General features: G+C 39.1%; 19 protein-coding genes, 1 tRNA gene, 1 other RNA gene and 1 riboswitch. Of the genes, 9 read left to right on the forward strand and 12 right to left on the reverse strand.

Annotated elements, in window-relative coordinates; translation table 11 throughout:
• The first annotated feature begins 507 nt into the window (after positions 1-507).
• Positions 508-2,910: an ABC transporter permease gene (locus tag DC487_RS08790; protein WP_116775611.1), complete on the forward strand. Its 2,403-nt coding sequence runs from the start codon at positions 508-510 to the stop codon at positions 2,908-2,910.
• Between the two features lie 21 nt (positions 2,911-2,931).
• Here the strand turns inward: DC487_RS08790 and DC487_RS08795 are convergent, their stop codons facing one another.
• The 3 genes from DC487_RS08795 to DC487_RS08810 form a co-directional block, all read right to left on the reverse strand.
• A complete protein-coding gene (locus tag DC487_RS08795; protein WP_116775612.1) occupies positions 2,932-3,495 on the reverse strand; it encodes a hypothetical protein in 564 nt (187 codons plus the stop codon).
• Between the two features lie 143 nt (positions 3,496-3,638).
• Complete coding sequence (locus DC487_RS08800) at positions 3,639-4,772, reverse strand: tetratricopeptide repeat protein (RefSeq protein ID WP_116775613.1); 1,134 nt, start codon at positions 4,770-4,772, stop codon at positions 3,639-3,641.
• 961 nt (positions 4,773-5,733) lie between these two features.
• Positions 5,734-5,818, reverse strand: a tRNA-Ser gene (locus DC487_RS08810).
• Positions 5,819-6,027: 209 nt separating this feature from the next.
• Here DC487_RS08810 and DC487_RS08815 point away from each other — a divergent pair.
• The 3 genes from DC487_RS08815 (at position 6,028) to ssrA (ending at position 8,326) form a co-directional block, all read left to right on the forward strand.
• A complete protein-coding gene (locus tag DC487_RS08815) occupies positions 6,028-6,876 on the forward strand; it encodes a GH25 family lysozyme (RefSeq protein ID WP_116775615.1) in 849 nt (282 codons plus the stop codon).
• Positions 6,877-6,910: 34 nt separating this feature from the next.
• Positions 6,911-7,891 carry a cation diffusion facilitator family transporter gene (locus DC487_RS08820; protein ID WP_116775616.1) on the forward strand — a complete coding sequence of 327 codons (981 nt, stop codon included), beginning with the start codon at positions 6,911-6,913 and terminating at the stop codon, positions 7,889-7,891.
• Positions 7,892-7,957: 66 nt separating this feature from the next.
• Positions 7,958-8,326: a transfer-messenger RNA gene (gene ssrA, locus DC487_RS08825) on the forward strand.
• A gap of 450 nt (positions 8,327-8,776) precedes the next feature.
• On the opposite strand, the gene DC487_RS08830 is transcribed toward ssrA, so the two are convergent.
• From DC487_RS08830 to DC487_RS08845, 4 genes are all read right to left on the reverse strand, one after another.
• Positions 8,777-9,034, reverse strand: a complete 258-nt coding sequence (locus tag DC487_RS08830) for a hypothetical protein (protein ID WP_116775617.1) — start codon at positions 9,032-9,034, stop codon at positions 8,777-8,779.
• 303 nt (positions 9,035-9,337) lie between these two features.
• Positions 9,338-9,952, reverse strand: coding sequence for a deoxynucleoside kinase (locus DC487_RS08835; protein ID WP_116775618.1), 615 nt, complete (start codon positions 9,950-9,952; stop codon positions 9,338-9,340).
• Positions 9,953-9,954: 2 nt separating this feature from the next.
• Entirely contained in the window at positions 9,955-10,950 is a 996-nt protein-coding gene (gene trpS, locus DC487_RS08840; RefSeq protein WP_116775619.1) for a tryptophan--tRNA ligase, read from the reverse strand.
• Positions 10,951-10,990: 40 nt separating this feature from the next.
• On the reverse strand, positions 10,991-13,546 hold the full coding sequence (locus DC487_RS08845; RefSeq protein ID WP_116775620.1) for a DUF5686 family protein: 2,556 nt from the start codon (positions 13,544-13,546) through the stop codon (positions 10,991-10,993).
• Between the two features lie 294 nt (positions 13,547-13,840).
• Here DC487_RS08845 and DC487_RS08855 point away from each other — a divergent pair, with 294 nt between their 5' ends.
• Entirely contained in the window at positions 13,841-14,239 is a 399-nt protein-coding gene (locus DC487_RS08855; protein ID WP_116775622.1) for a hypothetical protein, read from the forward strand.
• Between the two features lies 1 nt (position 14,240).
• On the opposite strand, the gene DC487_RS08860 is transcribed toward DC487_RS08855, so the two are convergent.
• The 3 genes from DC487_RS08860 to DC487_RS08865 form a co-directional block, all read right to left on the reverse strand.
• The gene (locus tag DC487_RS08860; protein WP_116775623.1) at positions 14,241-15,329 is read right to left on the reverse strand and encodes an SH3 domain-containing protein; all 1,089 of its coding nucleotides are present in this window, start codon (positions 15,327-15,329) and stop codon (positions 14,241-14,243) included.
• 215 nt (positions 15,330-15,544) lie between these two features.
• Positions 15,545-15,721, reverse strand: a complete 177-nt coding sequence (locus tag DC487_RS17225; RefSeq protein ID WP_165799051.1) for a hypothetical protein — start codon at positions 15,719-15,721, stop codon at positions 15,545-15,547.
• A 361-nt stretch (positions 15,722-16,082) separates the two neighbouring features.
• Positions 16,083-16,595, reverse strand: a complete 513-nt coding sequence (locus DC487_RS08865) for a hypothetical protein (protein ID WP_116775624.1) — start codon at positions 16,593-16,595, stop codon at positions 16,083-16,085.
• 310 nt (positions 16,596-16,905) lie between these two features.
• On the opposite strand from DC487_RS08865, the gene DC487_RS08870 reads away from it, so the two are divergent.
• Positions 16,906-18,039 (forward strand): DUF2891 domain-containing protein, encoded by a 1,134-nt coding sequence (locus tag DC487_RS08870; protein ID WP_116775625.1) that lies wholly within the window; start codon positions 16,906-16,908, stop codon positions 18,037-18,039.
• A gap of 6 nt (positions 18,040-18,045) precedes the next feature.
• Here DC487_RS08870 and DC487_RS08875 read toward each other — a convergent pair whose 3' ends face one another.
• On the reverse strand, positions 18,046-18,315 hold the full coding sequence (locus DC487_RS08875; protein WP_116775626.1) for a 5-oxoprolinase: 270 nt from the start codon (positions 18,313-18,315) through the stop codon (positions 18,046-18,048).
• 46 nt (positions 18,316-18,361) lie between these two features.
• Positions 18,362-18,459: riboswitch (SAM-I-IV-variant riboswitch) on the reverse strand.
• Positions 18,460-18,496: 37 nt separating this feature from the next.
• Positions 18,497-19,375 (reverse strand): DUF72 domain-containing protein, encoded by an 879-nt coding sequence (locus DC487_RS08880; RefSeq protein WP_116775627.1) that lies wholly within the window; start codon positions 19,373-19,375, stop codon positions 18,497-18,499.
• Positions 19,376-19,458: 83 nt separating this feature from the next.
• On the opposite strand from DC487_RS08880, the gene guaA reads away from it, so the two are divergent.
• Genes guaA through DC487_RS08895 form a run of 3 tightly spaced genes read left to right on the forward strand, consistent with a single transcriptional unit; the run spans position 19,459 to position 23,466 of the window.
• Positions 19,459-21,009, forward strand: coding sequence for a glutamine-hydrolyzing GMP synthase (guaA, locus tag DC487_RS08885; protein WP_116775628.1), 1,551 nt, complete (start codon positions 19,459-19,461; stop codon positions 21,007-21,009).
• A gap of 11 nt (positions 21,010-21,020) precedes the next feature.
• Entirely contained in the window at positions 21,021-22,283 is a 1,263-nt protein-coding gene (locus DC487_RS08890; RefSeq protein WP_116775629.1) for an ABC transporter substrate-binding protein, read from the forward strand.
• A 10-nt stretch (positions 22,284-22,293) separates the two neighbouring features.
• A complete protein-coding gene (locus tag DC487_RS08895; RefSeq protein WP_116775630.1) occupies positions 22,294-23,466 on the forward strand; it encodes an RsmB/NOP family class I SAM-dependent RNA methyltransferase in 1,173 nt (390 codons plus the stop codon).
• The last annotated feature ends 8 nt before the right edge of the window (positions 23,467-23,474 follow it).

Consider the following 23,474-nt stretch of genomic DNA (forward strand, 5'->3'; position numbering starts at 1 on the left):
ACTGCACTATTTCTTGAATCTCTCGCTTGTTAAAAGGGAGGTGCTTGTTCGGTCTAACTGAATTAATTCTTTCTTTTTCTAATGCCATACACGTTGTTTTAGTGTATAGTTATTTTAGGACCGGACAGAGGATACATTGATCTATCGGATGTAAAACTATGAGTAGTTGACGATCCTAACTCTATTTTCTTTTTTTCAAGAAAAAATACAGTATTTTGTCCGATATCGAACAATAAAATGTTCGATATCGGACATGTGTTTACAGTTTTAAATTCGTATATTTCTGTTTAATAGAGCTTTATTGTTGTGGCAACTGGATTGCTATAATTTATCTAGACAATTTTGATGTAAAGGAGAAATAGATGTGATTTCTATGGAATTAAGAATGAAATAGTCTTATTCGAAAACACCTACGCTCATCTGTCAATTTGCTAATAATTGAAGTTTATCGAAGTCGGTAAAAATTTTTATTGCCTACATCTAGTAACCGTATTAAGCTATTCTTGTATGAAAAACCTAAACCAAATTTTGCGACATCTATGGCGAAACAAGTTCTTCACCAGTCTCAACATTGTGGGGCTCGCAGTGGGTATATCGGTTTGTTGGGTAATTTTTCGTCTAGTAAACTATGAGTTCAGTTTTGATAAAAACTTGCCCGACAAGGAGCATGTCTACAGGCTGGTAACGAAGTTCACCTCAGAAGAGAAAAGTAGTTATTCAGATGTTTTACCTTTAGCTGTTCCACCTTACATCCAAAACTATGTATCAAATAGTGATTTAACGGTGCCGATTTATGGTAAATATATCAGAGAGATTGTCATTGATAACGAGGGTAAAAGACCATCAATATATTATACGCCCAGTCATGTAATGGCGGTGAATCCAAATTATTTTGAGCTGGTAAGCTACGATTGGCTTGCGGGAGATAAGAATCGGATCTTTACAAATCCCTTTGAGATCGTATTGACTTCCTCACGAGCACAAAAGTATTTTCCAGATTCAGATGTAAGAGCACTGATTGGACAAACTGTGATGTATGATACAATTCAGTATACGATCGCTGGTGTTGTAGAAGATCTTCAAGTAGCTAGTAATTTTTCAGGAAAAGAGTTTATTGAAATCAGTAAGGAGGATTGGTCTGATCTCACTTTTCTTGGTGGTTCTACCGCCAACCAATTGTATATCAAGATCAACTCTGAAAGCAAAAAATCTAATCTCTTGAAGATTATTAATGATAAGACAGATGCCGAAGCATTACGATGGGGATATCCAGCTGGACAAACTAGCTATAGCTTAGTGCCTTTAGCAGATGTGCATTTTGCCTCTTTTATGGATGATTATGTGGATAAGAAAATGCTTTTCGGCATGATGGCTATTGGAGCTTTTTTGCTAGGATTATCTGTTATTAATTTTGTCAATATCAGTACTTCGCAAATTCCAGAGCGAGCTAAAAATATTGGTATACGTAAAACAATGGGCGAAAGCTCCTGGCATTTAGCGCTAAACTTTATATTGGAGACCGCCATCATCTGTTTGTGCTCTTTCGTATTAGCATTTTTTCTAAAAGACTTACTATTCTCTCAAATAAAGGAGTATGTACCAGATAGTTTTTATTTTGTAAACGATACGAATCAGGTCATTGCTTTTCTCCTAGGTTTGATGCTTGTCTTGGAGGTGCTTACTAGCGTATACCCGATATATTTAAGCGGTAAGGTTCAGGTGGTGGACGTGCTGAAGCACAAATCCATTAATCACATTAAGTTTGGTAATTTATCTTTTAAAAGGTTGTTGATTGTGCTGCAATTTGTGGTCGCCCAATTTTTTGTTATTTGCTCAATATTAATTGGCATTCAATTAAGGTATATCATGAATCAAGATTTGGGTTTTGATCATGATGCTATCGTCAATATACAACTTCCAAATACCGTAAGGTCGGGTTTAGATAAAGATCCGAATACCTTGATTAATGCGCTAAGAGCCAATCCTAAGATCCAAGATATTACACTAGGCAGTCTGCCATTGGGCAGGGGATTTAGTAGTGCATCTTTACAACGTGGGGAAAATCCTCGTATTCAAACCTCGGGAAAATATGTAGGCGATAGGTACGGGAGGTTGTTTAATCTGAAGCTGTTAGCGGGTAGGGATCTGGCTTTGAGAGACTCTGCAACTGGTATTGCGATCACCCTAAAAGCGGCAGAGATGCTCGGTTTTGATCATGCTGCGTCGGCTATTGGCGAGCGGATTAAAACAAATGAAATAAACCAAGTATCTAGAGAAATAGTTGGGGTTTACGATGATTTTAATAGTAGGACTTTGCATTCTAGCATGGAGCCGCTATCGTTTACAGCGACAGATTTTAATCTGTCTTTGCGCTACATGAATATCAAGCTCTCTCAAAATACAAAAGATTGGCCGGATGCGTTGCACGCTATAGAACAAGAATGGAAGTTGTTTTACAATGATAGTCCTTTTGATCTTCAATTTTATGATGAAGGTATTGAGAAGCTTTATGACAATGAACGTAAATTGGCGAAAATTATAAATTCATCCGCAATAATCACGGTTTTCTTAGGCTGTCTTGGTTTGATTGGTCTAATTACGATTACAACCGCGCAAATGACCAAAGAGATCGGAATTAGGAAAGTGTTAGGTAGCTCTGTTGCTGGAATAATCAGGTTGCTCTCGATAGATTACGTAATCTTAATTGTGATTTCTATTCTGATTGCGACACCGGTAGCTTGGTGGACTATACACCATTGGTTATCTGATTTTGTTTATAAAGTAGCACTGAGTTGGTGGATGTTTGCTCTTCCAGCATTGATGACTTTATTGATTGCTTTTTTTACCATGTTTTATCATGCCTTGAAAGCTGCAAAAGCTAATCCGGTAAACAGCTTGAGGAATGAATAGGGGGTATGAAAAATGGATTCCTTATTTTGATTGGCCATCCTGTGCTTGTTTCCAGTACGGCAGTATACTTCGCTGATATTTCCTATACTCGGCGGGCATTTCCTTGTATGGTTCCATAGTGAAAGTTACAGTTTTATCTGATGGCCAATTCCAATAATTATCGTTCAAAGTGGCATCTGATGATAGGATATTCCAGTCTGGAAAATCCATCAAATAAAATATTTTCTGTGCGGTATCACTGAAATGTATGCCTGCTTTTGCTAAGACAGCTTCGTCGGTATACCGTCCTTTTATCGTAGCATTCAGCTGTTTCCCATCTGTGCTGACAAGGATTTCGTCAACGGCAAAGCTATCCACAGTCGTTTTGTTTGTACTCTTTTGAAAATCTGTTATCTTTTGCCATTCATCTGCGACAAGGAGACTGTCCTCTACATTTATCATAATGGCAAAGAGATCTTCCTGAACTATTTGAAAACTCTTTTCCGTTGCATTTATTGTTACCGTTGCTTTTTGGCTGATGATTGCTGTGTTTTCTAAGCCGATTAAAGAAGCAAGTGCAAAAAAGTATATACTTATTGGATCCATAAGAATGCAGTAGTTAGTGTTTTTGTTTCGCGTCTAAATTTACCAAAATTTGCAAGTTAATAAAATGGTCTATTCAGTTGTGTGTGCATTTGCTTTGAATGACTTAATAACTACTCTGATGGGAGAGATTTGAGGGAAATGAATCATTTTTCTAATTCTTGCATCTTGGCTAAATCATTTTCTGCAGCAGATGTTTGCCCCATCTTTCGGTAGGCATCACTTCTATGTTTGAAAGCCAACGCGTCTTCAGGATCCAGTTCGATCGCTTTAGTGTAATCCGCAATAGCTAATTCGTATTTTCCTACTTCAAAATGACCTCTTCCGCGATTACGATAGCTTTCTGCGTGCGATGGATCAATTTCAATAGCTTTATTTAAATCTTCGAGTCCTCGGTCATAATCGCCATCACGCACATAGGCAAAGCCTCGAAAACTATGGCTAGTAAGTATTGTGATCGAATCTGTGCTTAGCTCGATCGCTTTTGTAAAGTCTGAAATGGCGGGCTGATAATGATCATTAGCCAAATGAAATGAGCCGCGGGAAGTATAATGATCGGGATCGGACGGATCTAATTCGATCACTTTGCTTAAGTCTGCAAGTATAAGATCTTGCGCATCTTTTACTTCCAAACTAATATAGGAGCCCGCCCGGAGTGAATAGCCTTGTGGGTCTGTCGCATCGAGTTCAATAAGCTTAGTCGCGTCAGGGATGGTTTCAGCGTAATTTCCTAAAAAGAAATGCGACACCGCTCGACCTCGATAAGCGGATGCTTCCGTGGGATTTAGTGAAATCACCTTACTACAATCTGCTATAGCTAGCTCGAATTCACCTACGTTTTTGTAGGTATCTTGTCGATACAGATATAAGGAGGTTTCATTTGGCGAAAGGGCTATTCCCTTCGTGAAATCAGCTATAGCTAGATCAAACTTTTCAAGTCGACGATACAAAATTCCACGCATGCTATAGGTTCGAGCCGAAGCTGGATTCAGCTCCAAAGATGTATCTAACGCCTTTTGTGCTTTCGCATAATCTTCGAGAAGGAGATGGGCATAGCCTAAGGCGCTGTAGACCGAGTCAACAGGATGTAATTCTACAGCCATCTCTAATTTCTGGATAGCCGTGTCGTAATTTCCATCGTTAAAATCTACGGTTCCCTGTCGAATTAAGGAATCAGCTTTTAGCACATTACTCTGCGAGATATTTTGCGAAAATGTGATCGAGTGTACTAAGATAAAAGTGGTAGTTAGTAAGGGACGTAACGATGATATGATCTTCATGTCTGGGAATGTAATATTGCTATCATGTAATTCTTAGGTGCGGATCAGTAGTTTTCAACTTCTTGATCTTTCGATAAACAAAACCAGTGATGGAATGTTTGTCAGGTAACCTTGCGTATTCTAGCATCGAACCTCGCTCAACAATTCTGTGGAATCCTCAACAACGCAAAAAACATAGCGAGCATTACTATTTCGCATCACCGAATCTAGAGCTTGGTCTTTTGGCAAATCGCTTATTACCTGTTCAACCTATCTTGTTCCAGTAATTGTTCTAAGGATTCTTGAGCAATTTGAGTTTTTCCAGATAATAGAAAGATTTTTGATTTGCTGTTTGAACCACTATATCTGTTAATATGCGAGATGAAATGAATATTAATAAGTCGTATCACGCCATTGGAGTCCGTTATTTTTAAGAAATTACCCATAATCGTCAGTTTTCACTAATTTAAGAAAATGTGGTAAAATTATCTTATTAATAATCGAAAAATAATAATTTGCAATAGCAATATTTTGTTATTTGTGTGTATATTTATGATAGACTTATAATTGGTTGTAAAAGCAAGATAGGATGGTACAATGTATACAACTTACACAAATATTAACGTGTGGTGATTTCGCAAACTGCGAAATAAATCTGAGTCAAATCGCCTATTACGACATCAGTGCTAACAAAGGTGGAACGCGGGTCATGTATAATACTGGAAGGGAAATGACTATTATAACCGTAAAGGAAACGCCAGAGCAGATACGAAAAAAAGTAGAGCCTTCTCAACTTGACGTGTGGGATGCGATCCTTCTTTAATTAGGAAATAGTAAGTCAGCGGAGCGTTTCGCCTTGGCTCAGCCGCTCGAAATCCCGCACGCAAACATGAGCCTTCTAGAATCGAACCCCGGCCAACGCTTCTGTTCGAACCCTCACTACGCAAAAAATCCCTCATCTTATCGATGAAGGATTTTTGTGCGGAGAGTGAGGGATTCGAACCCCCGGACCTGTGACAGTCAACAGTTTTCAAGACTGCCGCATTCGACCACTCTGCCAACTCTCCGCTGCAAAGGTAGAAAATTAGAATAGAGCTCCAAAACATATTTTTTACATCGTTGAAAATGAATAAAATGTGTTTTTCATTGATCGATAATCGAGTAGCTTTATACATGAATTAGTCGATTTTATGGTCGTTCTACTTTCAAAATACTTCATTCTATTGTGCAGCATTTGGTTGTGCAGCCGTTCAAAAAGATGTAATTTCGCAGTCGTATGGTAGCACCACGGATAACCAGAAAACAAGTCGTAGTTTCGACTAAAAAAGAAAGACTGCCGTATCTTCTCTGGAGTATTCTGCTTCCACTTATTTTAATTATATTAATTGGTGCTTGGCACTATCGTGCCGGAATTATTTACTATGCAAAAGTGATTTTTTCAAAGGAAGAATCCGATCTGGCAAACAATAAAAAGTACGATGCTCGAAATATCTTTCTGATGTCGCAGCATCAAGAGTATACTTTTGGAGTAGATATTAGCCATTATCAAGGTCATATACTTTGGGATAGTATTCAAACCATAAATGATAAATTTCCTTTGGATTTTGTCTTCATTCGCGCTACGATGGGAGAGAAAGGTAAAGACCGGGACTTTAAAAAAAACTGGTTAGGGGCTAGTGGCCGGTCCAAGATCAAAGGAGCGTACCATTATTATCGACCAAATGAGAACTCATTAAAACAAGCTAGAAACTTTATTCGGCAAGTAAAGTTACAACCCGGCGACCTGCCTCCAGTTTTAGATATCGAAGAGTTGCCACGAAACCAATCGATGGCAGATTTACAAAAAGGTTTGAAAAGATGGTTAACCGAAGTGGAACAGCATTATAAGATCAAACCAATATTGTATTCAGGCGATAGCTATTATACCGATTTCTTGGAGCGAGAATTTTCGGACTATGTGCTTTGGATTGCCAACTATAATTTTTGGATTGAATCTCCAAAAGATCATTGGGATTTTTGGCAATTTTCGGAGCGAGGTACTGTCAATGGTATTGCTACTCCAGTCGATTTAAATATGTACAAAGGTAGTATTGAGCAGCTTGAACAACTTTGCCTGCCGTTCTAATTTTTTTGGTTAATTTTGGTGTAAATCGAGACTCATGTCGAGGGAAAAAAGGCTAATTTTACTATCATTATTCACTGGTGTCGCTTTGATGCTAGTGAAGTTTATGGCCTATTTCATTACCGAATCCAACGCTATTTTTTCTGATGCTGCAGAGAGTATTGTTAATGTTGTAGCATCATCTTTTGCGTTTTACAGTATCTATTTATCTGCCCAACCCAAAGATGAAAATCATCCTTACGGACATGGAAAGGTAGAGTTTTTCTCGATCTTCGTCGAGGGTGGACTAATATTTATTGCCGGTTCGATTATCCTTGTCAAAGCTTTCTATGCGTTAATTGCGCCGGGACCAATTACCAATATTATGGAGGGCCTTTGGCTCATTCTCTCGACGGCTGTTGTGAATTTTGGTATAGGTGAATATCTCAAAAGGAGAGGAGTTGCACTACGTTCTCTGACGATTGAAGCCGATGGCAAACACTTGCAGATTGATGCCATTAGCTCTATCGGATTGATTGCTGGTCTTTACCTGATGAAAGTTACACAAATGGCTTGGATAGATACGGCTCTTTCTGCTGGTCTGGGAAGTTATATTTTGTGGAGTGGCTACAAAATGCTTCGAAAATCCATTAGTGGATTGATGGATGAATCCGATGTTGCTGTTATGCAAGAGGTTGTGGATGTGTTGGGCAAGACACGTAAGGAGGACTGGATTGATGTGCACAATATGCGTATTCAACGCTATGGTCGCGAATTGCATGTGGATTGTCATTTGACCATTCCGAAATATTACACACTCACGAAGGTACACGATGTGATTTCAGATTTTGAAGAGAATCTTAATAATGGTTTGGGTATGCCCACCGAGCTTTTCGTACATGCCGATCCATGTATGCCTCAATGCTGTCACTATTGTAATGTAAAGGATTGCCCTATTCGTTCGGAAGAATATACTAAGCATATCGAATGGACTTCGGTGAATTTGCCGAAGAATATGAAGCACTTTAGAGAGTGTTAAACAATGCTTTTGTCGAAAAATTTTCTTACTTTTGTATCCTCGTAATTGTTGCGAATCTTACTATTTGGGGTCGACCGGAATTGACAGGATAGCGATGGTTATGTAAGCATGCAGTGCATTGTTAGTCTAGCACTATAATCTGAACTTTCAACTTTACAACTGGCGAAGAAAACTACGCCTTAGCTGCTTAAGTTAGACTTAACATAGCTATTTGTCTCGTTAGACTCCGTTCTACCGTCTAACATCAGAGGCATCGAACTGTAGAACTGGTTCATGTGATGTTGCTAAGCACGAATAAGATCCAGCAAATAAGGAATAAGGTATAGGTAAGCGACTCACCTTCCAGATTCCCGACAATTAAAGAGAAGCTAAGCATGTAGAAAGCGTAGATCATACTATGTTTGGACGAGGGTTCGAATCCCTCCGGCTCCACACATAAAAGCTCAACTGTAAGGTTGGGCTTTTTTGTTTTTGACGGAGGTGATGAGAACCCGATAGGAGGGTTCGAACACTTTTTTTGCGGGTTGCGTGCGGGAATAGCGTGTCGCAAACTATCCCTCCGGCTCCACACATAAAAGCTCAACTGTAAGGTTGGGCTTTTTTGTTTTTGACGGAGGTGATGAGAACCCGATAGGAGGGTTCGAACACTTTTTTTGCGGGTTGCGTGCGGAAATAGCGTGCCGCAAACTATCCCTCCGGTTACAGAGGAAAAAGGCCTTAACGATATTGTTAAGGCCTTTTTGTCCCTTAAGCACGCTTTGAGCCGATTCTAATAATGTTTCGAATAACAGAATAGCACATAAAACAGCTAAATTCGATTCAAAAATTTTTTTGAATGTTTAAAAAAATGGCTACAATAATACCTAAGATCGCCTTCGAAATGAGCTACTTATACTCGGCAATACAGCGGTTATATGTTTCTACAAATACGACCCAGCCTGCATCCCAGACTGCATTTGGTGTCGGTGCTCCACGATGGTAATCTGGATTCGCATAAATCCACTCCCACATAGCCCGTTCAGCGTCGAGCTCACAATTGAAGACATATTCTGGAGGCGGCTCTACTGTTTTAGTTACACTCTTAGCACTTGTCAAACATACTACCGATAGCGATAGTAATGTTAAGTTTAATAGATTTTTCATGACACTTTCTTTTGAATTAAATAATAGTCAAATTTATAATTTAATTCTCAATTAAGTGAAATAAGTAAATTTAAAATGAAAAAAATACACTTGAAATATGTTTATAACGTTTTTCAAATGTAACAAGGGGCCGATCTCCCCTTGTTATCTCCAGTTATGCATCCTTACAATTTACCTATTAGCTTGATTTTCTAGGTTACGAGTCAATGGTTAAAATGCTTTGTCTCGCTATTTAATAGAATTGTAGCGTAAAGAAAGTATAGCCACTATCTTTATTCGATTCGTTAAATATTGATAAAATCCTTAAAACAACCCAAATAATTCTGCTTCAATTTTTTGAATGACCATACCTAGATCCTCGGGATTTTGTGCAAAATCCAAATTATCTTTGTCTAAAATCAGAAGCTTTCCTTCTTTATAATTACCAATCCACTTTTCGTATTTCTCGTTGAGCTTAGAGAGGTAATCTAGTCGAATACCCGATTCATAATCACGGCCGCGTTTCTGTATGTTATTAACCAAAGTGGGCACAGAAGCGCGTAAATAGATCAACAAATCCGGTGGTTTTATATAATGCACGATACTTTGGAAAATATTGCTGTAATTTTCGAAATCGCGTGCTGACATCAATCCCATATCGAATAGATTCTCTGCAAATATATAAGCATCTTCGTAGATCGTACGATCCTGAATCATATCGATGTTTCTATTTTGCAATTCCACGATATGGCGAAAACGACTATTCAAAAAGAAGATTTGCAGATTAAATGCCCAGCGTTTCATGTCGCCATAAAAATCTTCTAAGTACGGATTGTTTTCTACCGCTTCGAACTGTGGCTCATACTTCAGGTGACGTGCCAATAATTCCGTTAAGGTTGTCTTTCCGGCTCCTATATTTCCTACTACAGCTATATGCATTTTTATATCTTCTTCAATCCAATAATTTCACGAACATCCTTGATGGTGCGATCTGCACTCGCGGCCGCTTTTTCCGCCCCTAACTTGATGACTTTACTTAGGTAATCTTCATCGGCGGAGATTTCTTCGATTCGCGAACGAACGGGCTCTGTTGCCAATACCATATCTTCAGCCAATTGCTTCTTGAAGTCTCCGTAACGAATAGCACATGTATTGTACAAATTATCGAAATGCTTATATGTATCTGCAGAAGATACTACTTTCATTAAGTCAAAAAGATTCTGAATAGATTCAGGTTTAGGTTGATTCTCTATCGTTGGCCCAGAGTCAGATACCGCGCGCATTACTTTTTTACGGATTATCTCAGGACTATCTGACAAATACACACAGCTGGCGTCACCGTTGGATTTGCCCATTTTTCCTTGTCCGTCCAATCCCGGTATTTTCACCAGTTTGTCTGAATAGCTAAACGCAAAAGACTCTTTGAAGTAATCTACCTCATACAAACGGTTGAAGCGATTGCCAAAAGTGCGTGTCATTTCCAAGTGCTGCTCTTGATCTTTGCCGACGGGAACTTTAGTAGCGTGATGGATTAAAATATCACAAGCCATCAATACTGGGTAGGTAAGTAGTCCCGCGTTTACGTTATCTGGGTTTGCTCTAACTTTATCTTTAAATGCCGTTGCACGCTCTAGTTCACCTAGATAGGCATTCATGTTCATGTAAAGATACAGTTCGGCAACTTGCGGCACATCAGATTGTACATAGATAGTTGACTTTTCTGGATCGATTCCAGCCGCCAAATATTCTACGACTACTTGGCGCACGGTACGTCTCAAATCTCCCGGCGTAGGATGCGTAGTCAAAGAGTGTAAATCTGCTATGAAGAAGAAACAATTGTATTCTTCTTGCATTTTTACAAAGTTGCTCAGCGCTCCATAATAATTGCCGAGGTGTAATTTCCCGGTACTTCTAATTCCACTAACTACGGTTTCCATAATAGCACGAAATTAAGAAAAAATCAGTGCTTATGAAAGGTTAAAAGTCAAACTTGAACCGCGCGCGTATACCCCAGGTAGGCACATTTGGTTGATCGAGATAAGTCAGTCGTTTTACAGCATCTATACGCAAAATCTTGAAAATATTGGCCACACCGAAACTTGCTTCCATATAAGGAGAACCCGCAAATGTGAATGATGATATATCTCCATCAGAATTGCGTTGCCAAGCGTACACTTGGTCGGATATATCTGGGTTGTTGCTATCGCGCAAACCACCGTAGATTCCTTTGAAGCTGAATACTTCACGAAGTTTCAGTCTTTTCAATAAAGGGACTCTATTGAATAAGAAGCCATTCATGTAATACTGCACTTGCAAAGCCACATGCTTGTCGGATACGAATTCCATGAAATTCATCAAGTTGTACGAACTTAGCTGGTATGCATACGTCTGGTTGGCGCGATGTATCGTGAGCAATGGGTAGGGGATATTGTCTCCTAAAATATAGGTACCATCGATATTGACATCGGCGTAGCCAAACTGTGAAAGATACACCCGTTTGAATGCTGTAGCCATAAAATTATGGTAGTTGTATTCTCCATTCAAAACGCCTTTGAGTCCTGCAGTATAATTCAAAGTGAAAATAGGGTACTCATTAAAGATCGGAGTGCGATAAGTTTTACCTTGATAAAACTGCTCATTTGGCGCCCAACGAAGACCTACACTAAACTCTGTCGTATTGAGCTCGGAGATGCTGCGTATCGATCCGTCTGGTTGTATCTGGTCATATGAAAGTACGCCAGCTGGTAGCTGTTTCCATATATTCAAACCAGACGTAATGGCAAAATTACCTTCGAATTCTGCTTTATAGTCTAGACGATAATTGTAGTTGTATAAATAACTTAAATTCTCACCACGTTTGAAGGAAAGTAATACGTTGTCCTCCTGAATAAATTCTAGATTCTGACCAGGTATCTTGGTGTCATAAGATGCTGAAGCCCGAATATAATGTTGAGGGAATTTGTAAGGAGATCTCTTATTAAGAGAGTACGTACCACTAGCATAGTATTTCCATTTCTGATCTTTGGTGCCATAGGCGCCAAATCCTTCTAAATAAAGACGTTCACTAAATTTCTCTGTGGTCCGACCACCTAACCGTAAACGAAGTCCCTCTACCGGATTGTAAGAATAAAACGTATTCACTGGACCCACTTCTACTGGGCCAAATTGCTTATATCCCGAGAGCACTAAAGAAGCTATATCCATGAATCGATTGAACGACGAAATAGTCTGCAAGCCTTCAATATTGGAATATACGATGGCTTCACTAGCTGAGAGCGGTTCTGGTCGCAATGCGTCCCAATCTGCTGGAGTCTGATCGCTGACAAATTTAGGATCAGGATTCTTAACGGTTCGATACACACTATCTTCACGCACTATTCCACTAGTGTAGTTTTCAATCATCACGACACGGGATCCGCGAATACCTTTACCTTTATCTGTGAGTGAAAATTCAATGTCAAGACTGCTCTTCGTAAGGAAATATTTCTCCTTATTATCTTTGTCGAAGAAAAGTTCAATATTTAAACCGCGAACGAAGTTGAGATTTATCTCTTTGCTCACCGTCATAGTGGCATATCTTACGGCATAATGCCCATCCATCGTGACGTGGAGCTTACCTCTAAACAAGAAACTATTTTTGTTCCGTGGGAAAAAACTAAGCTCAACGAGCTTTTCCGTCCCGTTTGTAATCGTATCTGTAATATAGAAACGATAAAATGTCGGAGCCGTGTTTGCAATAGGACTTAGGAATTGATTCGTTAGAATGGTCACGTTGTTGTCGTAGATCTCTACCTCATCATATAAGCGCTCTAAATAATTACTCAACCCCGCATTATCGACAAATCTTGTATCGAAATCAGCCTGTTTCTGGGCAATTATCTGTTGAGAAGAAGTTTTTGGATCTTTACGGAAATAATTCATCGTATATTTTTCTTCCATAAATGCAGGTAAGATATAAGAGGAATCACTGGTCCCTAGGGAGTCTGCCAGAAACAGGAACTGATAATTCTTAAAGATCTTGCGGTTTTTAAATTTTTCACTGAGATTACTCAATCCTAATACCAACTTTTCATACTGGTTGTATTCCACGTATTCCTGGCCAGTTAATCGGTTTTCATCACGATGAGCTACTACTTGACGAATGAGTTCTACAGCGGGATTGTTTTTATTGGAATACTTAACCTTTGGTGGTTTAACAGATACAGCTTCGATCGCATTTTGCGCATATAGAAAAATGTCTTCGTATTGTTCTTTTTCATTACTCAGCTCGACTTCACGCGAATCAAATCCGACAGAGCTAACTAATAACTTTCGTTGTGGACCGGTAATTTGTAAAGTGAATTCACCACGTTCGTTACTTGATGTGCCGTATGAGGTAAGTCCGACCACGTTGATACTGGCGTAGGGGATTGCTTCCAAAGAATATCCATCTTTGACTTTTCCTTTTATAGTAATGGTTTGGGCAGCACCTAAAAGTGCTGACAGTATAACAGCAGTAAGCGTTAAGACTAATTTAATATATGAGCTATTCATAAATATAACAATACTAACTGACTATTGTGGTATAATATTCAGTATGATAAGTAATGCAAAGGAAAAGCAAATTTGTGAAATTAAGAAGCAAGTTTTACACTTTGACCTATTTATGATAAAGGGTCAGTTATTTTGTGGCACAAATACTACAGCGATATTGTATTGTTTTAAGAGGATAATGATCATACTTATTTTACTAATATGCTCGTGGCTTATCATATGGTGCAAAATCAAAAAATATGTCATAAAACTTTAAATGGATACTATCTTTGGGAAAACAAATAAACTCTGCATATGACATTGCTAATAAAGACTTTTACTACTGCCATTTTAGCACTAATATCTATAAGTGAAATCCAACAAAAGCAGCAATCTGAATTGTTTAAAAAATGGCGCATTGTCGCTGATGAGATGATATATTTGAATTTGGATGGTACTCCGCACCAAGGATACAGAGACAGAATCGATTCCATCAAAGCGAAAGACGCCTTTTTTGAATTTCGCCCGAACGGTGATTTTCGCTCTATAGAAGGAGATGGTACATACATTTTGTCGGGAGATTCTGTTCATCTCAAAATAAGTGGCGAAGCCTCCTTTAAATATGTCCTCCAAGATAGTTCCCTGTATTTATACAGTGATTCTAAAAGGACAGATTACATTCGAAGAGAAGTGCTGCATGCCAAATCATGGTGATTTAGATTATTTTTATTCTAATGTATTGAAAATGATCATTCAGACTACCATTCGTATTCCAATAAGAATTCACATGATTAACTGCCAAGTATAAATATCCATCAGTAGCCCAAAATATGCGGTTAGATTCATTATTTGGCATCCAATTTTTAAAACTAGCTTGCATTATACTATTAATCTTCTTGTTGCTAGATATGGAATAGAGTTCCAAATCGGCTGTCATTTCGTAAGGATTGGCATAAATACAGATTATATGCTTTTTATCTTCCGAAATAAATGGGAAATCACCGAATATGATAGATTCATCACCGCTTGTCTTATCGATGAATCGAAAATCTGTACTTTCCCAGTACGATCCCGTGATAAGGTACTGGTTTAGAAAGTCAACTTCACCTACGTATTTAAACAACTGAATGTCTTCCTCTGCATCAGGCTTATCTATATATATAGCTGTTTTATTTTGTGCTTTTAACTCGATTATACCATTTTTCTTTTTGGTGATAGTCGTATCTTTTAGTAAGTAATTAACGGCATTTTTCCTTTTGCTCTCGTACAGCTTATTGTCGATCATTTCAAGTTTGAGATACTCAATGAGCGGTTTTCCTTTCTCGAAGCTTTCCGATTTCTCGCCAACCGATAGCAAAGTGATAATATTTAAATCGGCTGAGACTAGACCTATTTCCTCCAGTGATCCTGTTTGTTTCTTTAAAACATAGACCTTTTCCCATTGCGTCGTCTCGACATTTGTTCCATTTTGGTTTGTCTCCCTCGTTATCCTCTCTCTCACTCCCAACCAGTCAGCTGTTTCTTCAATCACATCGAGTTTAGTCCCGTATTCATAAGTGCCCAACAATTTGGACTCTGTATTAGTAGACTGGCGCATTGCAGTTCCGTTGCGATCTGTGGTGTACGTCTGGCGAATGATCTTGGTTGATTCAAAATCAATTGAATTCTCAACGGGCAAAGCATTGGTAGCGCCGCTATCGGATGTAGAAGCTTCTTGAACCGCTGTTTTTTTTGGCTCACTGATGTTGCAACTTATAAAAAGTGCTAGTAAAGTAGAGGTTGATATTGCTATTCCAAATTTCATAAGCAAATATACAGATGAATTTGCCCTTTGCGAAACGGAGATGGTTTGCATCCAAAATAGGGGAATGAAACATGTGTAAAGTTTCATTCCCCCGATTTAAGTATTGCTACTTCATGATCAAATTGGTGCTAAAGTATTTTGTACTTTCTTTGATCTAATTAAACTGTGATCTATTAAGAAATATAATCTGATGTATTATAGTAATTTGTGTTTCTTTACCAAGAGCTCTCATCCTTGTTATCTCTATCGTTTTCCTTTTTTAAGGACTTTTCCTTTTCGGTGTCGCGAATATCTTGCGAGTTAGCCGCTATCCAGTGTTCTGTGGCAATTGCGTCTATTTTAATAATAGGTGCGCTGTACTTTGATTTTTTTTTATCTTTTCTTTCTTTCATGGGTAATGTTGCGCTGGATGTATAAAGTGTTATCCAGAGTTAAGGTTTTAATTAAATGTACGGGTATCCCAGTGGTAATGTATGCAAATAGAATACCACTTTCCATGTTATAACCCATAAATCGTAACCTTATAACATGATATTGTCACGGAAAGTTGATCAAATAACATAATGTTGTCAATCCTGTATTTAGGTCAAGATTTAACGGCTTGCTCATCTTATTACTATGTCATATCTAATAATATGGGGCAATCATATCAGTTTTTCAGCTAGTTATTAGGCTCGAACTAAACGATAGATAGGTGTGTGATGGTGAGGTGAAAAATGCTTAAGTTAATAGTTAGATTAGATTTTATCTAAATCAATCAAGCTGACCAAGCGCCAATTGATTACTCCAGCATAGATCTAGAATTTTGTTGTACGCTTTAAAAATGCCTTCCGTACGAACAAAGGGAAATTCGCCCACATGGTAGCATCTGTTTTCATGCCTTTTTTGTTCGTGAGCGCGTTGGTCGTTGTTTAGAAGTCTTTTAATGTAAGCTTGGGTATTTTGAAGGCTATCTTCTAATTGTAAAATACCGTCGACATGTATGCCTATGTGTTTTCGAGCATAGTATTCCGCTTTGGTATTGATAACAAGTATGATCCGAAGATTTTGCTGTAAATCTCTCAGGCTTTTGATGCAGTTTATGACTTCATCTCGTAAAATGTTTGTATTGATGAATAATATCTCGACTTTCTCTGTGGCGAGAATAATGTATGTTTCGTCTAGTGTCTCAGCTTCGAGCACCGCGAGATTAGGAACACACTCTTTTACAACAAGTATTGTACTATATCGGCACAAGTTGCTTGCATCAGCGAATAGAACTTTCATATTTGAAGCTAATAAATACGTGGGAAAATATTGATATTCATAATTATACGTAACATCAATGTTACTAATTTAATTGATATTATAGCTGTTTTTTGTGATTTTTTATGACAAAAAAAATTGTATGTACAAAATTCCTAAATCTACACGCTCTTTATAATATATTTTATCAAGAAATGTTTCTGAAAATTTTAAGTTTTGTTACGTTGACTATAACAAATGTCTTTAGCAGAACTTCTACGATTTACGATAATACAAAGAATAGTAATTAGTATCTTTATCTACTATAGAAATAAACTAACTGCCATCAAACATGTTTGAATATTTTAATGTAAATCGTCTTTATTTTTTCCTGATAGGTGTGGGCTTCATTATTTCCCTGTTATCATGTCAAAATCCTGACGATAAGAGCGAAGCAAAAGATATTGTGAAATCAGGTGTTCCAAAATTTGAGTTAAGTGCGAAGCAAGCGAAGATCATATTTGATATGCCGGTGCATTGCATCACGGTGGAATATCCTAATAAGTTGGGACAATCAATAGGAAGTGACGCAGACCTCAAACCGCCACGCGTGTTGCGACCTATTTTTTACGGTTGTTTTGATTGGCATTCTTCAGTACATGGCTACTGGTCCATCGTGAAGCTGATGAAATCGTTTAAAGATCTGGATCAGAATGATGAAGTGCGCGGCACACTAAATGCGATGATTACCGACAAGAATGCGGAAATCGAGAAATCATTCTTCGAAGACAAAAACAACCTGTCTTTTGAGCGCACGTATGGCTGGGCCTGGTTATTTAAGTTGCAAGAAGAATTGATTACGTGGGAGGATGCAGATGCCAAAAGATGGAGCCAATCCTTACAACCAATGGTCGATCTTTTGCGTGGCAAATTGTTGGATTATTTACCTAAGTTAGTTTATCCCATACGTAGTGGTAAGCATGATAATACGGCTTTCGGATTGTCATTAATGTACGATTATGCCTTGACGGCGAAAGATGAAGCATTGGCCGACGCTATCACAGAGCATGCTATACGCTTGTATCAAAATGATAAAAACTGTGACTTCTCTTACGAACCCAGTGGTTCTGACTTTCTCTCTCCATGTTTGGAAGAAGCTTATTTGATGAGTAAGGTCTTGGATAACAGAGCCTATAAAACTTGGCTGAATGAATTCTTACCTCAAATGTACGCCGAAGATTTTAAATTAGAACCAGCTATTGTCAAAGATCGGACTGATGGTCAATTGGTGCATTTAGATGGTCTGAATTACAGCCGCGCCGCCTGTTTGTACGGTATCGCACACCAAGTGCCAGCTCTAGCACATCTCCGAGAAATTGCAGATGCACATCTAGCTTTCACCTTGCCTAATTTGGGTAAAGAAGATGATTACATGGGCTCGCATTGGTTGGGTACATTTGCGCTGTACGCTATTACACACCAATAATGATCATTAGCAGGCGAGGGGAATTAAGGTATTGTCCTCGCCCAATTCTACTGCTACCAATTGTACCGTAGTAAACCCGTCATCATGCGATATGATGCGCGACAAATTTACGCCTTTGCGCGCAAGGCTATTTAATACTGCGGTTCTAAAGGCGGCCTTTTGCGTGCCCCAAGAAGCATTTCTGACAAGATCGTTGTTTAAATTTACTAATTCTTTGATAGAGTAGTGGTGAAAATTTTGAACCAGATGTTGGTAAAGTTCGTGTGGAGTTTGCATACAATACAATTATTAAAGGTGATACCATCAATCGTATTCTGAACGGCCATTTAATTTGTTTTGGAATAAATCCCGTATTAATAAGACCACCGCGGTTTTGACTAACTCGGTTGGTATTGCACCGTGCAATTCTGAATACTCTACAAAATTAGTAGACTACTCGTTATTCTCCAAATAAACTTTAAAATAATTTGTCACCATTTGGTAATTTCAGATTCAAACCAAAAGTCTTATTGATTAATTTGATAAAGTGATCGGCGAGAAGCGGAGATTCTTCTTCCATATTCTGGTGGATAAAGAAATATAATTTTTGCAAACCAGCCTTTCGCCATTCGCTAATGCGCGCTATCCATTCATCCAGTCGTGTGTAATCCGACGGTGCATTAGCTCCCACATAGCGTACGAATGCGATTGGCGTTGTAAGACGCATATGCAATAAATCGCGACGTCCTGCGGTATCTACAATGACATTGGTTTTATCCGTTTTCTCCAGCAAAGCGTAATAACGCTCGGCAACTTCCTTGTCTGCAAACCAACTTTCGTTACGCAATTCCACCGCCAATGGATATCCAGCAGGGAAGTTTTTTAGAAAAGAATCCAGACGATCAAAATCTTTAGGTTTGTAATTATCGTGCATTTGGAGAAATGCCATACCCAGCTTATCTTCAAATAGTACGGTTGCATCGACAAAGGCTTTTACCTTCTCATCTGTATTCAGCAGGCGGCCATAGTGGCTAATAGACTGTGGGATTTTCGGGAAAAATTTAAAATCCTTACCTGTTTTATCTTTCCAAGTTTCTACTTGATCCTTGGAGGGAGAGTTATAAAATGTGGCATTCAACTCGATTGAATTAAACTTTGTCGCATAGTACGCTAATTCATCTTTGGTACCTCTCGGATAAAATCCTTTTAATTCTTTTTTGTTCCATTTGGCGCAGCCAACATATACTTCAAAAGGCTCATCAGATTGATGTTCTTTTAGTAATTCTAGGGTAGCGGAAGGGGTTTTTGGTAAAGAAAAATCAATGGAAGAAGGGTCTGTAACGCTGCCAAATTTCATGTCTATTTGTTTAGAAAAGTGTAAATGCTAAGGTAAGGATAATTCGCCGTGTAAAAATCATCCTGAATATGTAACTTTGCGCCATGTCAGAAAAAATTATTATCCTCGATTTTGGGTCACAATATACGCAGTTGATCGCGCGTCGTGTGCGCGAACTGAATGTCTATTGTGAAATTCATCCATTCAATAACATTCCTGCCTTCGATGAGACGGTTAAAGGCATCATTTTTTCAGGTAGTCCTTATTCAGTTCGTCAGGAAGATGCGCCTCAAGTAGATTATGCTGCCATGATGCGTGATTATCCTGTCTTAGGTGTTTGTTATGGTGCCCAATATCTAGCACAACATTCTGGCGGCGAAGTATTGCCTTCCGAAATTCGTGAATATGGAAGAGCCAATTTATTATTTGTAGATCAGGAAAATCCGTTGCTGACTGGCATTCCGACACAATCACAGGTGTGGATGTCGCACGGTGATACGATTAAAGAAGTACCTTCTACCTTTCGCGTGATTGCAAGTACCGATAAGGTACGCGTAGCAGCCTATCATATCGAAGGTACACGCACGTATGGAATCCAATTCCACCCAGAAGTAACACATAGTACAGACGGTCAAGTTTTGGTGAAGAATTTTGTGGTTAATATCTGTGGATGTACACAAGATTGGACGGCTGATGCTTTCGTCGAGATGACTATCGAAGATTTAAAAACACAATTAGGCGACGATCATGTCATTATGGCGTTATCTGGTGGTGTGGATTCTACGGTAGCAGCCGTACTATTGCATCATGCCATTGGTGACAAGTTGCACTGTTTCTTTGTAGATCACGGTTTATTGCGTAAAAATGAATTCCAAGAAGTATTGGATTCGTACGAGCACATGGGCTTGAATATTAAAGGTGTTAATGCGAAAGATCAATTTTATAGCAAATTAGCCGGTGTTTCTGACCCAGAACAAAAACGTAAAATCATTGGCGCATCTTTCATTGATGTCTTTGATGAGGCAGCAAAACAGATCCAAGCTGAATTGCCGGATGGCGTAGAAGCAAAGTGGTTAGGTCAAGGCACGATCTACCCAGACGTCATCGAGTCGATCTCGGTTAATGGTCCGTCGGCTACGATCAAATCTCACCACAATGTGGGCGGATTGCCAGATTATATGAAACTGAATGTCATCGAACCATTGAGAACTTTGTTCAAAGATGAAGTAAGACGTGTGGGTAAAACATTGGAAGTAGATCCTAAAATCTTAGGAAGACATCCATTCCCTGGTCCTGGTTTCGGTATTCGTATTTTGGGTGACGTAACAGCAGAAAAGGTACGGATTTTGCAAGAAGCTGATGACATCTATATTCGTAATCTTCGTGAATCGGGTTGGTATGATAAGATCTGGCAAGCAGGTACGATTTTCTTGCCCGTACAATCCGTTGGTGTAATGGGAGATGAGCGTACATACGAACATGTGGTCGCTTTGCGCGCTGTAGGTTCCTTGGATGGAATGACAGCAGATTGGATTCATTTGCCATACGATTTATTGGCTAAGATTTCCAACGAGATCATTAACCATGTAAAAGGAATCAACCGCGTAGTATACGATATCAGTTCAAAACCACCCGCAACGATAGAGTGGGAATAAAATAAAGAAAAATGAAGTGTACTTATCTAATAGGTTTTTTTGCAGCTGCTCTGGCAGTATCATCTTGTTCACCAAAAACGACAACAGGCGTTTTACGTGCTCCTGGCCAAACAACAGGTAAAGTAGATGGCACCAAAGATCAATCAGAGGCTGATCGTGAAGATAAGTCGGGAGATACGGATATAGCATTATCTAACAAAGCAAAAAGGTATCCGGGCGGAACTATTGCTTTGCTTTTGCCATTTCAATTAGATCGTGTAGCGGGTAGCGCTGTTTCAGAGGAAGATGTAAAGCGTTCGGCATTAGCTTTGGATTTCTACCAAGGTTTTCAGATGGGTTTGGATCAGACGGTAAAATCCAACAAACGGGTAGAATTGCAGGTGTTAGACTCTAGAGATAATGCGGGGCATAATGCTAATCTGGCACGATCTCAGGAGATTAAAGATGCTAGCTTGATTATTGGACCTGTTTATCCGGCCGAAATCAAAGCATTTAGTGCTAGCCTGCCTTCTAATAATCGGGTATTGCAAGTAAATCCATTGGCGGCAACCATGCCTACAGAATTTAATTTGCCAAACTTGGTGTCGGTAACTCCGCCAATTAGTATTCACATGCGTGCGATATCGGCGGAATTATCGAAAAACTATAAAGAAGGCGATGTTATATTGATTTATAACACAGCCAATAGCGATCATCAACAATTTATCCAAGGATTTCCGGCTGATATTAAAGAACGTTTACCTTATGCAGAGGTTATTTCGGTATCGTCTCCGTCAGAACTGAATGATAAGTTGAATTCGCGCGTGGTTTATCATATTATTAGCGGTACTACTGATCGAAACCAACTCAAAGCATTACTAAACGTGATGGATGAGCGTTCTATGTCTGATAATCTGGAATTTCGTCTGTATGGTCATCCACTTTGGAATCGTGTAGATTTTAGTTCATATAGCAACTTTACCTTTTATCGGCCAGTCATATCTTCTGAAAGTCATTTAAACCCATTATCAAATGCAACAAGGGATTTCCAATCGTCGTATAAAAATGCATATGGCGTAGAACCATCCGATCACGCTTATAAGGGATTCGACTCTGGGACTTATTTTGGTAATTTGTTGCAAAAATATGGTAGAGATTATGCAGAGCACATCAACAAAGAAACATTCGAAGGGTTGTACAGTAATTACAAATTCAATCGTAATGAGCGCTGGGGATATGTCAATTTTGGTGTAAGCTTAATGGAATATCGGTTCGGAAAATTCCAAGCTCGCTAAGAATCGAAATATGCTGGAAAAACGCGTAATGCATCAAATCCGGAATGCCGTTAAGGCTCTGGAAGGTTATCAGAATGCAGAGCCGCTGTCGCGGTTTCTGACAAAGTTCTACAAATCGAACCGCCAAATGGGTTCGACAGATAGGCGCGTTACATCGCGCCTTTGCTACAATTATTTTCGGCTTGGTCGTGCCTTCACAGATCTTGCTGTAGAGGAGAAGTTGGTCGTTGCAGAGTTTTTGTGTGAGCAGCAAAGTGATATAGTAGCCGTTCACTATCCTGCTTGGAATTCGGAGATTACGCAATCAGTCACAGCTAAAATTGCTCTGGTCGAAGAACGCTATGGCAAATTCATCCATGAGGTTTTTCCGGAGCGCTCGCAATTATCTTCTGAAATAGACACGTCCGAATTCTTACCCAGCTTATTTGTACAACCTAAGTTATTTATCCGGGTAAAACGCGAAAAGCTACCTGAAGTCCTGCGCATATTAGAGCGGGCTGAGGTGGTTCATGAACATTTAGGTGAGCAAACTATTGCCTTCCCCAATGGATTTAATGTCGCTAGCATTCGAAAAATAGATGGAATGTACGAAGTACAGGATCTTTCCTCGCAAAAGACGCAATCCGATCTTCGTCTACAAGCAGGTGAAAAATGGTGGGATTGCTGTGCCGCTTCCGGAGGAAAATCATTGATGCTATTAGATCGTTGTCCAGATATTCAACTATTGGTTTCTGACGTGCGATTTACGATCCTTCGTAATTTGGAAGAGCGCTTTCAGCAAGCCGGTTTCCGCCCCACAGATTACCGCCAAAAGATTTTGGATTTGTCCAAACCTGTCACGTACTTGATGCAAGGTGAGCAATTTGACGGTATTTTGGTAGACGCTCCTTGTAGCGGTTCAGGTACTTGGGGACGTACACCTGAAATGATGGCGCAATTTGATCCGAAATCTTTGACTCGTTTCACGGACTTACAGCGCAACATCACTAAAAATGTCCTCCCGTTTCTGAAGTCAGGAGGACAGCTTATTTATATAACTTGTTCAATTTTTGCGGACGAAAACGAAGCGATTACTGACTATATCCAAGAAGATCTTGGTTTGAAATTGATCAAACAAGAACATTTGCTAGGTTATCATGACCAAGCAGATTCCATGTATATAGCTCACTTTCAAAAAAGTTAGAAAGGGCT

The sequence above is a fragment of the Sphingobacterium corticibacter genome, assembly GCF_003076635.1.
Taxonomy (GTDB): domain Bacteria; phylum Bacteroidota; class Bacteroidia; order Sphingobacteriales; family Sphingobacteriaceae; genus Sphingobacterium; species Sphingobacterium corticibacter.